The sequence below is a fragment of the Flammeovirga sp. SJP92 genome (assembly GCF_001583495.1).
Lineage (GTDB): Bacteria > Bacteroidota > Bacteroidia > Cytophagales > Flammeovirgaceae > Flammeovirga.
The window spans coordinates 1-15683 of sequence record NZ_LQAQ01000001.1; the positions used below are offsets into that span (position 1 = coordinate 1).

The window sequence follows — 15683 nt, forward strand, 5'->3', positions numbered from 1 at the left end:
GAAAACTTCAGCGTATCACCTTTTGTCTTTTCAACAATCTGTTTCATAAAACCGATTGTATCAAAAGTGCTTCCGTTCTTATGCAGAATCGGATCACTTCTTTCAGGTGAAGGGAACAAGTAGTCATACTCGTTTCCTGACTGAATTCTTCGTTTTTTATCTGCTGTAACACCCAAACCGCCATTCAAGTATCTTACTTGATGTTGGCTCATAATTTCGTTGTCTCTATCTTAATTCTTAGGCAAGAACGCACCATTATTTTTGTCCGCAAACTTATTTCATCCTGTATCAACCATTTCATTGAACAAAAAATAATAGGCATTTTTCATCCTATTTTTACCATTTCATCCTATTTGTGTATTTTGGTCCAATTTTGTTCGTAATTCAATTAAAAACGCACTTTTATTTTAGTATATTTAAACATTTAAAGATCTTAATACCAACTAAATATGATTTCAAACAGAAGCATAATTGAGAACAACGAATTTATTAGAAAACTCAAAAAAAACATCCACTTTGACATCAAAGAAAAATTCCTTGAGGAATTCAAGAAAGGAACTGTACAGTTCCAGAAAAAACAAATCAGTGTTATGCTTAATGTAAATAGCAGAACTTTGAACTATCACTTTAAAAGACTGGGGTATGATTCGAAAAAGTTATTAACGAGAGCTGATATAGCTGATTTTCTGGAAGAAATGTATGGTATAAAGCTATTAGAGGAGGATTAAAAAAAAGCCATCACAAAGTGACGGCTTTTTGACAGCTACGTTTTAATACTAATTACTAAATTACTGCTTTCATCCTATTTCCTGCTCATGATTCAAACCCTCTTCTTCCCCTTCATATTCCTCTTCATCTGATTCCAGATGATTAAGCTCCATCAGGTCCGCTAATCTTTTCAACTGAATACCTTGAAGCATAGAAGCTACAACACCGGGATGCTGTGCATGTTTCTCTCCCAATGTGCTTTTAATAGCCTCCTGTACTTCTGCAATAGACTCTTTGTAGTCCTCGATAATGTCTTTATTAAGATTTTCCATGTCAATGAGTTTTAATTCTATTTTCTGATGGTAATAATACCTTTGAAATACTAATGTAGAGGGATTAAAAAGCTTCATGAAGTCATTTCATCCTGATTTGACCATTTGGTCGAAATTGTAGTTTTTCATTCGTTTGCTATAACCGTATTTTCATAGAAAGTATATTGTACTATTCGTATATCCATAGAAGAAACAACGTAGTTTAACCGTATTCATAGCGTAAAACAACTATAGAAACAACATTCCAGAATGTATTTACAGCGTAGTTGTAGCGTAAAAATAGCGTAAAACACACTGTATTCTATGATTATAGAACGTAGAATATTGTATTATTCTAACAAGACAATAGAAATACATTTGCGGTATTTCGTATTCCTACTGTAAATCTTTTAAGATTTTCGAATAAGAACCGATGAAAATCACCGGTTCTTAATAACTGAACGTTTTTCATGTATATTCTTGCTATGACTCTCTATTTTTATAAATATTCCAGATGAAAATTATCTTTTGCTACTTCTTTTTGAAGACTTTTTATACGCTTCACTGAATTTTCATAAGCATCTAATTCACTTTTAAGGTTTTTTTCTATTTCTTCCTTTGCATTATTAAAATCATTAGCTTTTAAATGCATTTCAAAATAATATTGTGGCTCACCAACAGGTATTTTTACAATAGATTTAGTCATAATTTTATAGTTTTTACAATTTAAACACTTTGAATTTCAATATTATTAGCTGTCATGAAGTTATTTATTGCTATAAATTCATGCATTTTTAATTTTATATTTTTTGATGTGAAAGACTGTTTGTTAAACTTTTTCATCATTAACTCATACAATAGTGCATCCTCTGTATTTCCTGCTTCATAAAATTCATTTTTTGAATCGTACTTACTATTTAAATATGTAAATAATAGACTTTGAATATTACGATAGCTTTCATTATCAAATGATAAATTATCCATAATAAATTCAGACGATGAAATTATCTACGCCACGTGGTGCGTGATTGAAGTAATACTTAAATTTTTCAATCTTTCCCTTCTTAACCTGACTCATTACATAATCATTGAATATCCTGAATGATTTATAATGTGCTGTCACCTCTTCCAGAGTCTCACAAAATTTTAAATTCTTTGATTTTTCTCGCTCCTCTGGAAGATCTTGTGAATAATATGTACCAACAGCATCGTTATCAGGTATATAATCCTTTGTTGATGAAGTATGCTTTATCCAAGCTTTGAATATTGATTTTTTAGGGTCTTTTGGCAATAAACCTTTATTGTTTACAACATTAGAAATGTCTTCCATTTTCTTTTGTTGTATTACAAATTCATTTACATCTACAGCTGGGTAATACATGATCCTATTATCTGCATATTTCACTTTTTTTTCCTCCATGAAGGATTTAATTTCAAATGAGGCCATATCTCCTGCAGGATCATTATCTAAAAAAAGTTGAACATCATTGAACAATAATACTATCCATTCTAAAAGTTCTTTTGTAATTGATGTTGTTGAATTTAGAATTAGGATGTTATTTTTTTCGACTAAAAGCTCCCTTTCGTTCAACTCATGCATAGCAATAAAATCAAACATTGATTCAAATATCATCAACTTCTTTGAAGTGGAAGTTGAGGGTATGAATGTTACACCTTTTTTATCAATTGTTGCCTTAAATCTGTACGATTGTGAAGCAGAGGATAGTTCAACTCCCCCATTATTGTTTTTCCAACCTACAGCATAAAAATCTCTCCCTGATGAATTCTTTTTTCCATTTTGTGTGTAATAAATAATTTCACAGTATAAAGCAACAATATGAGGGTTCAGCCCTCTTAATTTCAATTGTTTACAAACATCTTCTCGTTTACTAACATGTGATGTGTTAGTAACTTCTCGTGTTATGTTAGTTTCTCTTCTTGATTTCGCCCCACTGGTTTTTTTTAGATTCTCCATTTTTTCTTGGAGATCTTGAGACCCAGAAATATTATTTTGTTTAATTATCGCCTCTTGAACACTGCAATTATCAAGTATTTTTATGATTTCAATCAAATTACCACCGCATTTTGATGAATGACAATAAAAAATTCTATTCTCTTTGACGTAAAATGAGGGAGTCTTGTCAAGAGAAACAAGTGGAGAATGATATTCAACAACATTTTTGTTGACATATCCAGCCGGGAAAAATCCTTTTGAACTCAAATATTCAATAATCATTGGCTTTAATATTTTTTTCTCTCACAAAAAAATGTGAATAGTCAGAAACTTATTATTTGTTGATCTTAAATTAAAAAGCTGAAATAGAAAGCTTAAAAAAAAGCTTGAAAATGTCTTTTAAGTTTATAGCTATGCTATTGTGTGCTATAATTAGTCCGCATTTTACGGCTTTTTTGAAAAGAAAAGGGTGTTAAATACCAGCATAGTTTTAAACTATTTATTTTGTATTACATTATTTTAAAGAATATTTTTATATTGATAAAAACTCTTAGGTTTTCATTTTTCTGGTCTTTTTCAACTAAAATATATCCTGCTTTTACTAACCTTTCTTCCTGTCTTTTGATTCTATCCACATCGGATTTTCCTCTTTTTTGAAATTTAACATTTTCAAATTTTTCAAAATCTAAGTGATCATTTACAATTGTTTCACTTGCTAATTTTGTGAGTTTTTGACAAAAGAAAGTTGGGTGTAAATCTAACTTCAAGTAGCAATTGCCATTTTTAGAAATGGCACCTAGCTTTCTTTTTTCTGGTGATAAAAAAAAACTATTATAAAGGAGCATTGAAGCCATATTCTGTAGCAACGATACATGTTGAGACTTTAATGTTTCTTTATCTTCTTTCCGCCTTAAAATATCATTATAAACAGAAGTAGATTCTAAAATATTTTTCCTCAACTGATTGAAAGGTCCAGTTATACTTTCTTGTTTTTTATTTTTTGGGGGTTGAGTTTCATTTGTCATTTGTTTAGTTATCAAAAATTGAACACTGCAAACATTCAATATATTTTTGATTAAAAAAAGATTTTTATGAATTATTTTTTTGTAGTGTTGATATATTACATAAAACACACATTAACAATATATTAATAAAATGAAAATAGTGTTTTGTAGTGTTATACATGGAATTATAAAGCCAATTAAACACACAGGTTGCAGACGGTTGCAAAGCGGTTGCAGATGGTTGCAAAGCGGTTGCAGACGGTTGCACCTTGAATTATAATTAAGTGATAGATATAAGCAATTATCACTTAAATAAACGTTTTTTTTATATTTTATGGAATGTATTTTTTCTAATATGCCACATCAAATTCTCAATACTAATATGTATTATTTTAATATCAACTTTTAAATATTTCATCAATGAAAGACCTCGAAGAAAGGGTATATATTGAATATGTATCGAAAGAAATTAAGTCAATAAGAGAAAATGATGAAGCAAAAAATAAATTGCTCAAAGGCATTTCGATCTCTATGATAGCAGCCTCTTTTATTGGATTCGCACTTTTCATTTCAAGCATCGACAATAAATCAATGATTGCAGACAATTTATTTAGTCAATATCAAAGATCTGACGCTAATGAAAACGATGAAGGGTCAATTGACTCTATTCTATCAAAAACACAACAGATGATACAACAGGAAGACTATGTACAAGCAATCAAACAACTTGAACATATACCTGATTCAGACCATAAAGACTGGTACTTACTAAATGCTTATTTAGGTATTGACGATTTTAACAACATGGAATTTTACTTCCATAAAATCAACACAGACCAGTATCATTTGTACAACCTTGAATTAGACTTGATGTTTACTGTCCATTTATACATATATAAGTTCAAAAGAAGTATTTTATATGCATTGATATAAAGTAATGTATGCAGGCAAAAAAAAGGGCTAGTGTATTACACTAGCCCTTTTATATTTTATGCTATATACTTTACTTATATCTATCTTTTAGCTCTTCTACCGATTCAACACCAACTTGAGTGTATATATTTCTAGTCGCATGTGTTTTGTTTGAACCGGCTTTAACAACCCCATTCCGTTCTATTTTAGAAAAAGGTTTTCCATCTAATATTTGCATCACAAAATCTACATCTTCACCTTTAAAATCCTGAGACACTTTTTCGCGTAAATCGTTAGCATTATACTTATTTACTAATTCCCCCCTGACTTTTTTTATAATTAAGATTAATGATATAATACAAATAGTGAAAATGGTGTATATTTTCAAATAGAACACCCAGCTTTTAGGTATATCATTTTCAAAATCTGAATCATGATTTATCAATCGAATACTTCCAATATCAAAATCATCATCAAATTTTTTATGATCCATCTTTGCATTAACAAAAGCCTCAACAGAAGAATAGCCCTCTTTTCTATATTCTAAGAAATTACTAAATATTTTATCTGATATAGGTTTAGAATTTATATTATCAATTATAATATTTTCAACCTTTGACTGGCTTAAAAAATTAATTACACTAACATCATTACAATTTTCAACTATAACAGTATTTTTATCTAAATACTTTAAGTCCTGTATTTCAAAACGGTATTCCATATTATTATTTTTCAAGAATATGGAACTATTACCAGAGCACTTGAATCTCAAAAATCCTTTTTCGATCAGTCTATTATTATTATCTAAATTTTTATAGACAGATAATGTATGTGCTACATTAATTATATTCTTATTATAGTCATACATTCTGTAACACAACAACTCCACTGGCTCAAATCTAACTTGATCATGCGAACTAACAATAATAGTATTAATATTATCTATATCTATACTATTACGAAACAACCTATCTTCTATAAGATCAATTACATTGTCATTTTCCTGCTTTAAAGATTCTCTAATCAAATAATAATCATCCTCCATTTCTGTCTCTTTATAACTTGTTATAGCTACCTCTCCCCCTTGTTGCACAAGAATAAAAAATATTCTATTTCCATGTTTATAATAAGAGCATAACAGGGTATTATCATTGAATTTGTTACTGACAAACCTTTCAAAGTCATTGTGAGAGATATTAGTTATGTTGTAAAACTTATAGTAGCTATTAAACTTCTTCAGGTTATTAATACTTTCTAGGTACCTGGTGTCATTTAATTTATTACCATCATAAATTTGAAAAATTTTAGAAAATTCAATAATCGATAAAAATTTCAATTTCAAATCATTGTCACAGTTCTTTTCATCATGAAATACAAGTGATGTATAAAATGAGATAATATCGTTAAAATATTCTCTTTCTATATTATTGTAAATATCATTAGACTTACCATTGATTATGTGCTTTTTAAATGCTTTAAATGAGGTCCAGTAAGCTTCTTCAGTATTATATGACTTAGCTAATATTACTGATGTTTTAAAATTTTCTTCAATCGCATATGGTTTATACCTATTTCTTAATATAGTATTATTTTTTTCAATAGTCCTTAGTAGAGAGGACTTATCATCTGAGATTAATAAATAACGCCTAAGTATATCATTATGTAAAATTAAAAAAGCGTTTGTTTGAACTTCATACATTGATTTTTTACAATATAATTTAGCGGAATCAAGAGCTGATGTGTTTCCATTTACTTCATGTTGTAATAAATATGACCTCGAAATTCTATATAGAATTTCTTTTTCTTCATACAACGATAATTCACCTCTATTGATACCGTTGTATTCTTTCAAGTTTGAGATATAAATATTTAGATCATCTAATGACTTTAAATCATTATTTGCTATAGCTTTATAATATAAATAATCGTAATACTTTACCTTTCTTTTGTTCTTTGCAAGGGTATGTAATTTTTCAATTACTGATGGTACCAAACTCTTATCAACAACTGCATCATATATCATTTTAAGGTAATAGTAATTCAAGTCACGATTGAGATTCTTATCCATCAAAAGCTTTGCTGATTTATATTCTTTTCTTGAAATCGCATCTGAAACTAATACAGTTATAGCATTAGATTTGTTGAGATTGTTATATGATGAATATTCTAATGACTTAAAAGCATAATGTCTTGTGGAGTCAGCATCTCCAAATCTATTGTGATATAACGATAACTTGTATAATATACTATTATACAATCTCTTATCTTTTTCCTTTGATGTGTTATGCAATGCTTTCAAGTAATAAAGATACCCTTCATCTGGTAAAAGCTTAATATTTGAATAGATAAAACCTAAATAAAAATTAGCCTCTCCTATTTCGCTTTTATTTGTACATTTCTTGAAATAATAAATTGCACTTTCTAAATTCATGTTCTCATAATGATCTTTTGCTAATGACAGATACTTTTCTGTGTCAACATTAGCGGTGGTATTATGAACTAGGATAGTGCATAGCAACATTATCAAAACGTTTTTCATAGCATTCGTTAGTTTAGTAGAATGAAGATATGTCTTTGGCTCGATTTTTTCTGCTGTACACTTTCGAATCTAATTTTATAACTAACTTCACAATAAAAATGAAATTCCTATTAACATCTTTGTGCTTTGTCACAATTCTTTTTATTTCTTCAATCTTCACTTCATGCACAACTGAAAAAGAAGTAGAACCTCAGATTGAAAAACAAATGCAAATAGACTCGTACATTGACAATTGTTGTCCTGACCCTCATGATGAAGATGCAGGTATTGTACGATCAATGACTGCAGATCCTGTTAAGAAAAAGGATTCAGAAGCAGAGGGCAAATCTTCCAATTAAGATTTAACGACATTCTTACAATAGCTCATTTATTAATTTTTTTTTGGTAAAAAACATAAGGTTAATACCAAAGTTAATAAATGAGCTTTTCCTTTAATAATTATTTTTCACTTTTAATCTGAAATCCTACATACCTTTTATTTTCTGAACCTTCAAATCCCCCTCCCTCTTTAGCTAGTTTTCTAGCTTTTTTTGTCTGAGGAGGATTGATAGAAAATTTAGAGGTTAGTAATTGTTGACTAGCCTTTGGATTATCTTTGAGATAATTGCTTGCCAACAAAATTCTCTGATCAGCTGGAAGATCCTTAAAAGGGTTTGAAACTTCTTTACCAATAATTCTATCAATATCCTTGTCAACAATCTTTGTTTTTTCCTTGTAGATCCTTGTTTCTCCTTGTTCAAGGCCGTTATATTGATCTTTGTTAGATGATAAAGTCAACATACTAAGCGTTAACAACACGAGTGAAAAAGCTTTGAATTTTTCACTTTTAGCATTCGAAACAGCTTGTCTTTCTTTAACAAGAATTTCTTCTTTTTCTTTATCCTTTGTAATAGATTCAATATTATCCATTAACTGCCTTCTCAATTCTATTTTTGACCACTTTGTAGAAGTACCAAGACCTGATAGAGCTGTTCTGTTTTCATTAAGCTGATTTATATATTTGTCAAGCATTGTCCTGTCTACTGTTTTAGATTCTATTAATTCATCCATTGTAGAGAATTCCATAAAGATCAGGAATCCACTCAGTATTATTCCAGCAGCAAACACTCCCGTTACTCTTTTTTTATTCATTAGGGAACAAATGCCACTTTTTAAATAAAAATGTGCAGAAGATGACAATATCAAAGCAGAGGGAATTGATAGAAAGGGTGTTTCAAACTGATCCATCAAGTAGTGATTGGATATATAAGAGCTAAATAAAACAGATAGAAATAAAATAGCGAAATCGAATATTTTAGAGATTTTCATTTTTAATACAACGGTTAAATTATGCTACTGAACTGGTTTTTGGATAGTTAAACGCTTCTTTTTTAGCGAATTTTTCGTGCAGAGGACGTTGTTTTCCTTTAAAATCATCATGCACTCTTGATTTAATATTAGACTGCAACACCTCCAATACACTTGGTCGTAATGATTTTTCCGTTAATTTTGTTTTCATAACTACATTTTAGTTTGTGAAGGTCCTTAAAACTTGGCGGTGGAAAGGGCCTTCTTTTTTACAATAAATCTACTGACCTTCAGCAGACTTGAAATTCTGTTTATCTAAAAGCTCCATAAACAGCTCACTTTTGAACTTCTCAGAAACTTCTTGAACCTCTGGTATCAATACCAGTTGATCGTTGTCGAGATTGTAGATCCCAACTTTATTTTTTTCATTAGGATATAACATCTCCTTGATCTTATCCTTTGCGAAAGGAATTAATTTCTCTGGAACAGCGAAGAAAAAGTAATTTGTCCATCCAATATATGAGGTGAACTTAGTGTCATTGATTAGATCACTTTTTGACACCTTGATTTCAAATGCGACTGTAAACCTATCAAGTGTTGCAGAGTAATATGGTTTTACTAATGAGACTGCATCTATATCATTAGCTTTGGGTTTTGGTTTACCGTAGCGATTTTTATCATTTTTATAATTTCTTATTCTCACATTTCTGTAACAATATTGTTGTGGGGGAGTAGACATTTTTTCTATGAATGGGTACGCATGATTTGATAGATCATTGTACCATAACCCAGTTAAGATTTGTTGGAAAGCAATCGTTTCAGTCCATTTTTTATGCTCTTCTTTATTGAGTTCTTCTTTTTTGGGTTTTGTTTCTTTTAATTCATTCTTTTTTTGTTCCTCCTTAATCTTCTCATTTGTGATTGTATAAGCTTTATGAATTGACATTTCATTATTCACCATTTGATCAACAATCTCTGGATCTCCTTCTTTCTTGACCTTTTTATACTTTTGATAATTGGTGCCTGATAATCCCGAAATTTCCGCGATTTTTTCTCTAGTCCTTTTTCCTTCACCTTTCTTATTACCTCCTGATTTTTGATTTTCCTTTGCCTGTTCAGCAAATTCGCTAGCTAATTGTTCGGCAATATTAAATTTTTCAGCATCAGACAAGTTACGTCTACCTAGTTGATTCTTCAGCATCCATATTTTCACCTCATCAAGTGATGAAAACACCAAACGATTTATTGGTAATTCTTTTTGTTGGGTGGCATCGTATCTATGATGACCATCTACTAAAATATTTTTTCCATATCCAACAACATCAGTTATATATAATGGATCTCTAACTCCGTCTTCTTGTATAGATTTTATAAAATACTCAGCTTCCTTTTCTTGTTGTTTTCTAATATATTTTTTTAATTCATCAAGAACAGTAATATCAGATTTATTAATGTATTCTATCTTACTTGCATCTTGAGCTAGTTCATTTTCTTTTGCAGTATTAAGCAAGTCTAATGAACTACTTTTATCTCTTTTTTTTCTTCCTGAAAGTAAATTAGTTTTACCACTCATATTAAATAATTTTAGGTGATTATTTTATCAGCCCTAACCTTGTGACAAATTTGTCACAAGGTCTTTTAACGAAAATCATCAACACCTTATTAGTTAGCCCTAACCTTGTGACAAATTTGTCACAAGGTCATTCTGATATAAATTAAGAATGTATTTATACATCAGTTATGAATTTTTCTAAATATTCGCTTTTGTAATAAACTCTTTCACGAACTTTCGAAACTCCTTTATATCTGATTTTGTATCAAGAGTATCTGTACGAGTATATTCAACAGAATTAGATATTGAACTACTCAATATTTCCATCGCATCAAATTCAATTTCTTGTAGCATCTTAAACTCGTGAGTAACCCTATTTACCATAGTCGCAACTGCAAAAGCTCTTGTGACTGGTTTACCTTGTTTCGCTCTACTTTCATTTGTCTCTTCTAATAACCTATCGATGAATTCAGTTCCCTCGATCCCCATTCGTGATAATTGAAAAGGTACAATAGCGAAATCTGAAGACGATATGATTTCAGATATAAATGAAAAACTATCAAAATTGCCTGGGCTGTCAATAATAATTATTTCATACTTGTATTTAAACTGATCTACATCTGTACGAATCATTGAATCTTTCGAAACAAATCTTTTTGTATGATCAAACGCGATGCAGTCAACCGGGATATTCTCTACATCTGATTGTTGATAAGGCTTATATATTGACTTTTGCACATCTGTATCGTACACTAATATTTTTTTGCTAGTCATGTCATATAATACCCTTGCAAGATGAGAAGCAATAGTAGATTTTCCCGATCCTCCTTTAGTATTTGTAACAGCAATTACAATGCAGTTTTGGAGTAAGTAATCTATAGTAACACTTAAAGCTTTTGCTACGAGTCCTAATAAATCAATAGTTGAACTTTTTCCTGATTCAATTCTTTGGATACTACCTATTGAAACACCTGCTTTTTCTGCTAGTTCAATTTGTGTCAGCCCAATATTTTTTCTTAAGTTTTGTACTCTATTTGCTATTATTAAATTATTATCCATAACTTCACATACATATTATTATGATTATTTAAGCAAATATATACACCTAAAATCAATATTCATAGATATTATAAATATTATTTTGTGTTAATAATGATTTTTTTTGTAAAAAAAATATCACACACAACATAATATGTATTGAAAGTGGATACAAAATAATTAGATATATTTGTTTCATAGTTACTTCGAAAAGGAAGTACTTCTTACCTAAAAGCTCATACTTATATGAGGAAAATGTAAGAAAATATTTGCAAAGGCTGTGGTAGCCTTAAAAAAAATGAGGGGCTGTGGTGGCCCTGAAAAGGAGATTATTAAGTAGTCTCCTTTTTTTTATGCCTTTTTTTTTTGTAATATAGCGCAGCGAATATTTTTAAAACAGGACTCTAACCAAGTTCTTAATTACATTTTACTCTAATTGAAATGAGCACACAAGCACCTCATATCGTAAATCCGTACACGAGATTTTACAATTCATTCCTACAAGATGAAAGTCTTCATGCTGAAGAATTAGGCATACTTTGCTATCTAAGTTCCAAAGGTCCCAGCTGGACTATTTCAGTTGCAGAAGTGAGAAAACGATTCAACCTCGGAAAACACAAAGCCCAGCGAGTGATGCAATCGCTTTGCGAAAAGTCATACATTTTCCTAAAAACTATAATCGATAAAGAAACGGGAATGTTCGAAGGGAAAAGGTATGTCTTTTCACCATCAAAGAAACGAGTTTTACCAAAATCCTCTCGGAAAAAAATTTCAACAACCGATCATCAGGAAAATAAACAACCGGAAATACCGACAGCCGGAAAACCTGACCATATATTAAACAATGAAACAGAAGTAAATAATGAAACTATAAAAAGTAAAGAAACTATTTATAGGGAAAAAAATAATAATTCTGATTGGTTTAATGATTTAAAATCAATCATTGACTACGCACAAAGTGTAGTCAATGAAGGAAAATTTATTGATCCTGAAAAGGTGAAAAAACTTCTTCTTGAAAATGAAAAGAAAGGTTATAAGGGTTTATCTAAGTGCTTTATAGATAAAGGTTTAAAAGATCATATTGATACTTGGGTAAAGCAAAAATCCAAAGCTCCAAAGAGATTCACAGAATTGCCCCCACAAGACTATAAATATTGCGAAAAAGTACTGATTGAACGACTAAAAACAAATGAAAAAGGAGCCAAAAGTTACATAAGTAGCTATGAACGAATGACATTTAGAGAAAATATTATTAGAAATCCACAAACATTTCACGAATTTGTAGAGCAACAATACCAAAAAATCAAAGATTATATCAAATAATCCAATGCAACTACAGCTTTTTGATAAAAACTACAATTTTACATTCCTTCAGGAACAACTTAAAAAGTTGATTGATAAGGGTATGGAAGAGGGTAGAAGTGAAAATGTAAAAAAGCTTTACCAGTCGGCTAATCTTCGAGTAAAGAATTACTGTAAATCATCTTCAGAAAAAAAAGATGATGTGAGGTTTCGATTTGCAATGACGATAAAAAAGCATTTCAAAAATAAAAATCTCACATCAAAGGAAATTTATAGAATGTCAGTAGAAGAGGTTTTTTTACGAAAAAAATGATGTGTTACATTCTCTTCACTCTACATCTATAAGAGATGTTGAACAGCATTAAAATATAGTTTCACTTTTCCTCTTCCTTCATCATTGATCTGATATTCAATTGGAAAAGAATTCTTACTATATTGAACAGAAATATTTTCAATACTCTCATTATATATGTTTGCAAAATCAGTAAGACTAATAATTGAACATCCAATATCTCTTACAGGAACACCTTTGCCTGATTTAACTTTCAGTACATCTTTTTCAACAATAGATTCAATCTTTTGACCATTTCGTAGATTAATAATAATTTTAGAATTTGGTTTAAATAAATGTCTTTGGTTGAATGCTGACAATGTTAAATATGGTTGTTTGCTTACTATTCTAAATCCAAACGAGAGGTCATTACTTTCATTGGACCAGCTATTAATAAAAGTTTCATTACCAGAAAACTTGGCACTATCAGAAGTAAAAGTTATTCTTTTAGACATTTTCTGTAAAGGAGTTAAATGAGCTTCTTTTTGTTCTAACTCCTTAGAATATTTGTTTCTTTTGTAACGTTTATAGATCATAACAATAAAGAATACAGCAAAAAAACCAATAATGATAACCATAACTAATTCAATTAAATAACTTTTGTAATACTAAAATAATTTTTATCGTAAGTTTCCTCCATCATTCACAACATTATATTTCTATGCCTAAAGAAATATTTATAGCTGTTGAATTAATATTATCTATCTTCAATTCAGAGGTTATAACATCCATATTTTGAGTTTCAAAACCAACCCCAACAAGACATTTCAAATGGTCATTCAATTTAACTCTTGTTCCAATTTTAGAACCAAAGATAATTCCAACATCATTCATCTGATGCTTAGCATCAAAAGAATACCCTACATTAAACTGCCAAAAGTTATTCAAAAAATACCAACGAAAATCCGCTTGAATAGGTATTAGTATACCATCTAATTCAGAGTAAATTCGTGTACCAAAATTGACACCGACTGAATATGTATCTTGAAATTTAATACCATTATACATATCAGCAGAAAAAGACGATTCTCCATTATAACCTACTCCAAAATTATAACCAACTGATAGTGCTCCATTATATTCCTGAGCTTTAGTTTCTGTAAAACTGAAAAATAAAAAAAATAAGATTGCAGATAGAAGTTTATACATAATTGCTTTTAGTAAAAAATGAGACTCAAATATCATAGAATTTAAGTTACTCATCAAACCAAAATATAATTTTCTACCATTTACATAAACATTTTTTCAAAAAAAGTCTGTGTATACAATGAATATTGTAGTATATTTAATGTCTCATAATTCCGTTTCATTAATCTATTTATTATATTTACATCGTTGATATATAGCACTTTGTTATTTTTTAAAACAAACTATTTTTTATGGAAAAATTCGATCTATCAAACTGCAAAATTGATCAATTGATCATTCATAGAGTTGGGAATAAAACTCAGGAAGAACCTCTTATAACGTCTGATTTAGAAATAGACATAGAACAATTTTCTACTCTTGATAAGGGGATTCAAAGCTTCTTCCTTAAAAAGTTTAAGCCTGGTGCATTCTATCATTTTGACAAACCGGAAAATGAAGACGAAAATGAAATGATTGAAGTTTGCACAGCCATTTTTGATTCTTATGATCAGTTTGTGATAAGGACAAAGAGAATAGCAGAACTACTATTTCAAGCTTCTACTCATCCAAAAATTAAAGGAGGGGATCTATTCATTGCTAAACTCAGAGATTTAGTTATCGATGGAGATGTGGTTGATGCAATTGGAATTTTTAAGACGGAACATAAAGACCAGTTTATTCAAGTTACTGACGAACAAAATGCTCATGGAGGTTTTGATATTTATCAACTGTCAGGTGTGGAGCTTTCAAAGCTTGATAAAGGGGCATTGATCATTAATGCTGAAAAGGAGAAAGGATTTAAGATCATGCTAAAAGATATTCCAGTCTCAGGAGTTGAAGCATTGTATTTTAAAGAATCATTCCTTCAGTTGAAGGACCGCCCAGATGTTTACTACCAAACCTCAAGTTTGATGAACCTTACAAATGACTTTGTAATGAATGTGTTTAGTGAACAACATGGGGTGGAGTTTCCGGCACAAGTAGACCTTCTCAATAGATCCCTTAAGTACTTCAAAGATGAAGATTATTTTAATGTAGTTGAGTTTGAAAATAATGTATTGGAAGAGCCTGTAATAATCGAAGCATTCCAAGATCATAGAGAAGCGTATCAAGAGGAAGGAAAAGGACATTTCTATGATGAATTTACCATTTCAGATGAAGCTGTGAAAAAGCAAAAAGGGATCTTCAAAAGGGTGATTGAATTGGATAGGAAAATTTCACTCAATATAAATGGAAATGAGCAGAACCTAGAAAAAGGTTTTGATGGTGAGAAAAACATGAACTATGTGACTATTTTCTACAATGAGGAATTACAGAAATAATGATAGAAATATTAGAATTTATCTTCACTGATTTTTTCCATTTTTTGGGTACAATAATGATAATATCAGTGATAGGTCATTGGACAACTGAAGTATTTAAAAGTATTACAATCAAATATTACAGAAGAGAAAAATGAAAAAGGAAAAATATGTGATTGTTACTGCTGCTGATGTGATTTTATTGAGCAAAAAAGTAAATAAGAAAATAGATGAAAATTATAAACCAATTGGGGGGATATTAATAACCCCAGTTGGACATGTTTTTCATCAAGCAATGCTCCTAAGTACATAAACG

The 15683-nt window shown here is 29.9% G+C and carries 18 protein-coding genes and 1 pseudogene; 6 read left to right on the plus strand and 13 right to left on the minus strand.

Annotated features, from left to right (window positions below):
• Nucleotides 1–212: pseudogene (locus tag AVL50_RS00005) on the minus strand (hypothetical protein); the annotation flags it as partial.
• Nucleotides 213–449: 237 nt separating this feature from the next.
• Here AVL50_RS00005 and AVL50_RS00010 point away from each other — a divergent pair.
• Nucleotides 450–728, plus strand: a complete 279-nt coding sequence (locus AVL50_RS00010; protein WP_062614430.1) for a hypothetical protein — start codon at nucleotides 450–452, stop codon at nucleotides 726–728.
• 69 nt (nucleotides 729–797) lie between these two features.
• On the opposite strand, the gene AVL50_RS00015 is transcribed toward AVL50_RS00010, so the two are convergent.
• The 5 genes from AVL50_RS00015 to AVL50_RS00035 all read right to left on the minus strand — a co-directional run bounded on the left by AVL50_RS00015 (nucleotide 798) and on the right by AVL50_RS00035 (nucleotide 3998).
• Nucleotides 798–1040 (minus strand): hypothetical protein, encoded by a 243-nt coding sequence (locus AVL50_RS00015; RefSeq protein WP_157491065.1) that lies wholly within the window; start codon nucleotides 1038–1040, stop codon nucleotides 798–800.
• A 478-nt stretch (nucleotides 1041–1518) separates the two neighbouring features.
• Nucleotides 1519–1725: a hypothetical protein gene (locus AVL50_RS00020; RefSeq protein WP_062614432.1), complete on the minus strand. Its 207-nt coding sequence runs from the start codon at nucleotides 1723–1725 to the stop codon at nucleotides 1519–1521.
• Between the two features lie 20 nt (nucleotides 1726–1745).
• On the minus strand, nucleotides 1746–2003 hold the full coding sequence (locus AVL50_RS00025; RefSeq protein ID WP_062614433.1) for a hypothetical protein: 258 nt from the start codon (nucleotides 2001–2003) through the stop codon (nucleotides 1746–1748).
• A 7-nt stretch (nucleotides 2004–2010) separates the two neighbouring features.
• Complete coding sequence (locus tag AVL50_RS00030) at nucleotides 2011–3255, minus strand: toprim domain-containing protein (protein ID WP_062614434.1); 1245 nt, start codon at nucleotides 3253–3255, stop codon at nucleotides 2011–2013.
• A 227-nt stretch (nucleotides 3256–3482) separates the two neighbouring features.
• Nucleotides 3483–3998, minus strand: a complete 516-nt coding sequence (locus AVL50_RS00035) for a hypothetical protein (protein WP_062614435.1) — start codon at nucleotides 3996–3998, stop codon at nucleotides 3483–3485.
• Nucleotides 3999–4397: 399 nt separating this feature from the next.
• Here AVL50_RS00035 and AVL50_RS00040 point away from each other — a divergent pair, with 399 nt between their 5' ends.
• Nucleotides 4398–4910: a hypothetical protein gene (locus tag AVL50_RS00040; RefSeq protein WP_062614436.1), complete on the plus strand. Its 513-nt coding sequence runs from the start codon at nucleotides 4398–4400 to the stop codon at nucleotides 4908–4910.
• Between the two features lie 70 nt (nucleotides 4911–4980).
• Here AVL50_RS00040 and AVL50_RS00045 read toward each other — a convergent pair whose 3' ends face one another.
• Nucleotides 4981–7320 (minus strand): hypothetical protein, encoded by a 2340-nt coding sequence (locus AVL50_RS00045; protein WP_172826727.1) that lies wholly within the window; start codon nucleotides 7318–7320, stop codon nucleotides 4981–4983.
• A 206-nt stretch (nucleotides 7321–7526) separates the two neighbouring features.
• Between AVL50_RS00045 and AVL50_RS00050 the strand changes: the two genes are divergently transcribed.
• Nucleotides 7527–7766, plus strand: a complete 240-nt coding sequence (locus AVL50_RS00050) for a hypothetical protein (protein ID WP_062614438.1) — start codon at nucleotides 7527–7529, stop codon at nucleotides 7764–7766.
• A 100-nt stretch (nucleotides 7767–7866) separates the two neighbouring features.
• Here the strand turns inward: AVL50_RS00050 and AVL50_RS00055 are convergent, their stop codons facing one another.
• The 4 genes from AVL50_RS00055 to AVL50_RS00065 all read right to left on the minus strand — a co-directional run bounded on the left by AVL50_RS00055 (nucleotide 7867) and on the right by AVL50_RS00065 (nucleotide 11326).
• Nucleotides 7867–8736: a hypothetical protein gene (locus AVL50_RS00055; protein WP_157491067.1), complete on the minus strand. Its 870-nt coding sequence runs from the start codon at nucleotides 8734–8736 to the stop codon at nucleotides 7867–7869.
• Between the two features lie 19 nt (nucleotides 8737–8755).
• Nucleotides 8756–8926 carry a hypothetical protein gene (locus AVL50_RS32840; protein ID WP_157491068.1) on the minus strand — a complete coding sequence of 57 codons (171 nt, stop codon included), beginning with the start codon at nucleotides 8924–8926 and terminating at the stop codon, nucleotides 8756–8758.
• A 69-nt stretch (nucleotides 8927–8995) separates the two neighbouring features.
• A complete protein-coding gene (locus tag AVL50_RS00060; protein ID WP_062614440.1) occupies nucleotides 8996–10288 on the minus strand; it encodes a ParB/Srx family N-terminal domain-containing protein in 1293 nt (430 codons plus the stop codon).
• 177 nt (nucleotides 10289–10465) lie between these two features.
• The gene (locus tag AVL50_RS00065) at nucleotides 10466–11326 is read right to left on the minus strand and encodes an AAA family ATPase (RefSeq protein WP_062614441.1); all 861 of its coding nucleotides are present in this window, start codon (nucleotides 11324–11326) and stop codon (nucleotides 10466–10468) included.
• 420 nt (nucleotides 11327–11746) lie between these two features.
• Here AVL50_RS00065 and AVL50_RS00070 point away from each other — a divergent pair, with 420 nt between their 5' ends.
• Nucleotides 11747–12628: a hypothetical protein gene (locus AVL50_RS00070; RefSeq protein WP_062614442.1), complete on the plus strand. Its 882-nt coding sequence runs from the start codon at nucleotides 11747–11749 to the stop codon at nucleotides 12626–12628.
• A gap of 318 nt (nucleotides 12629–12946) precedes the next feature.
• On the opposite strand, the gene AVL50_RS00080 is transcribed toward AVL50_RS00070, so the two are convergent.
• Entirely contained in the window at nucleotides 12947–13516 is a 570-nt protein-coding gene (locus tag AVL50_RS00080) for a hypothetical protein (protein WP_062614444.1), read from the minus strand.
• A 73-nt stretch (nucleotides 13517–13589) separates the two neighbouring features.
• On the minus strand, nucleotides 13590–14087 hold the full coding sequence (locus AVL50_RS00085; protein WP_062614445.1) for a hypothetical protein: 498 nt from the start codon (nucleotides 14085–14087) through the stop codon (nucleotides 13590–13592).
• A gap of 230 nt (nucleotides 14088–14317) precedes the next feature.
• Between AVL50_RS00085 and AVL50_RS00090 the strand changes: the two genes are divergently transcribed.
• Nucleotides 14318–15388, plus strand: coding sequence for a nucleoid-associated protein (locus AVL50_RS00090; protein ID WP_062614446.1), 1071 nt, complete (start codon nucleotides 14318–14320; stop codon nucleotides 15386–15388).
• Nucleotides 15389–15521: 133 nt separating this feature from the next.
• Nucleotides 15522–15680: a hypothetical protein gene (locus AVL50_RS32845; RefSeq protein ID WP_157491069.1), complete on the plus strand. Its 159-nt coding sequence runs from the start codon at nucleotides 15522–15524 to the stop codon at nucleotides 15678–15680.
• The last annotated feature ends 3 nt before the right edge of the window (nucleotides 15681–15683 follow it).

What these genes read in the sequence shown, in the direction of transcription:
- AVL50_RS00030 (WP_062614434.1), bottom strand. Translation starts at nt 3,255, where the DNA reads ATGATTATTGAATATTTGAGTTCAAAAGGATTTTTCCCGGCTGGATAT.
- AVL50_RS32845 (WP_157491069.1), top strand. Translation starts at nt 15,522, where the DNA reads ATGAAAAAGGAAAAATATGTGATTGTTACTGCTGCTGATGTGATTTTA.
- AVL50_RS00085 (WP_062614445.1), bottom strand. Translation starts at nt 14,087, where the DNA reads ATGTATAAACTTCTATCTGCAATCTTATTTTTTTTATTTTTCAGTTTT.
- AVL50_RS00015 (WP_157491065.1), bottom strand. Translation starts at nt 1,040, where the DNA reads ATGGAAAATCTTAATAAAGACATTATCGAGGACTACAAAGAGTCTATT.
- AVL50_RS00035 (WP_062614435.1), bottom strand. Translation starts at nt 3,998, where the DNA reads ATGACAAATGAAACTCAACCCCCAAAAAATAAAAAACAAGAAAGTATA.
- AVL50_RS00055 (WP_157491067.1), bottom strand. Translation starts at nt 8,736, where the DNA reads ATGAAAATCTCTAAAATATTCGATTTCGCTATTTTATTTCTATCTGTT.
- AVL50_RS32840 (WP_157491068.1), bottom strand. Translation starts at nt 8,926, where the DNA reads ATGAAAACAAAATTAACGGAAAAATCATTACGACCAAGTGTATTGGAG.
- AVL50_RS00070 (WP_062614442.1), top strand. Translation starts at nt 11,747, where the DNA reads ATGAGCACACAAGCACCTCATATCGTAAATCCGTACACGAGATTTTAC.
- AVL50_RS00010 (WP_062614430.1), top strand. Translation starts at nt 450, where the DNA reads ATGATTTCAAACAGAAGCATAATTGAGAACAACGAATTTATTAGAAAA.
- AVL50_RS00080 (WP_062614444.1), bottom strand. Translation starts at nt 13,516, where the DNA reads ATGGTTATCATTATTGGTTTTTTTGCTGTATTCTTTATTGTTATGATC.
- AVL50_RS00020 (WP_062614432.1), bottom strand. Translation starts at nt 1,725, where the DNA reads ATGACTAAATCTATTGTAAAAATACCTGTTGGTGAGCCACAATATTAT.
- AVL50_RS00065 (WP_062614441.1), bottom strand. Translation starts at nt 11,326, where the DNA reads ATGGATAATAATTTAATAATAGCAAATAGAGTACAAAACTTAAGAAAA.
- AVL50_RS00025 (WP_062614433.1), bottom strand. Translation starts at nt 2,003, where the DNA reads ATGGATAATTTATCATTTGATAATGAAAGCTATCGTAATATTCAAAGT.
- AVL50_RS00045 (WP_172826727.1), bottom strand. Translation starts at nt 7,320, where the DNA reads ATGAATTTAGAAAGTGCAATTTATTATTTCAAGAAATGTACAAATAAA.
- AVL50_RS00040 (WP_062614436.1), top strand. Translation starts at nt 4,398, where the DNA reads ATGAAAGACCTCGAAGAAAGGGTATATATTGAATATGTATCGAAAGAA.
- AVL50_RS00050 (WP_062614438.1), top strand. Translation starts at nt 7,527, where the DNA reads ATGAAATTCCTATTAACATCTTTGTGCTTTGTCACAATTCTTTTTATT.
- AVL50_RS00090 (WP_062614446.1), top strand. Translation starts at nt 14,318, where the DNA reads ATGGAAAAATTCGATCTATCAAACTGCAAAATTGATCAATTGATCATT.
- AVL50_RS00060 (WP_062614440.1), bottom strand. Translation starts at nt 10,288, where the DNA reads ATGAGTGGTAAAACTAATTTACTTTCAGGAAGAAAAAAAAGAGATAAA.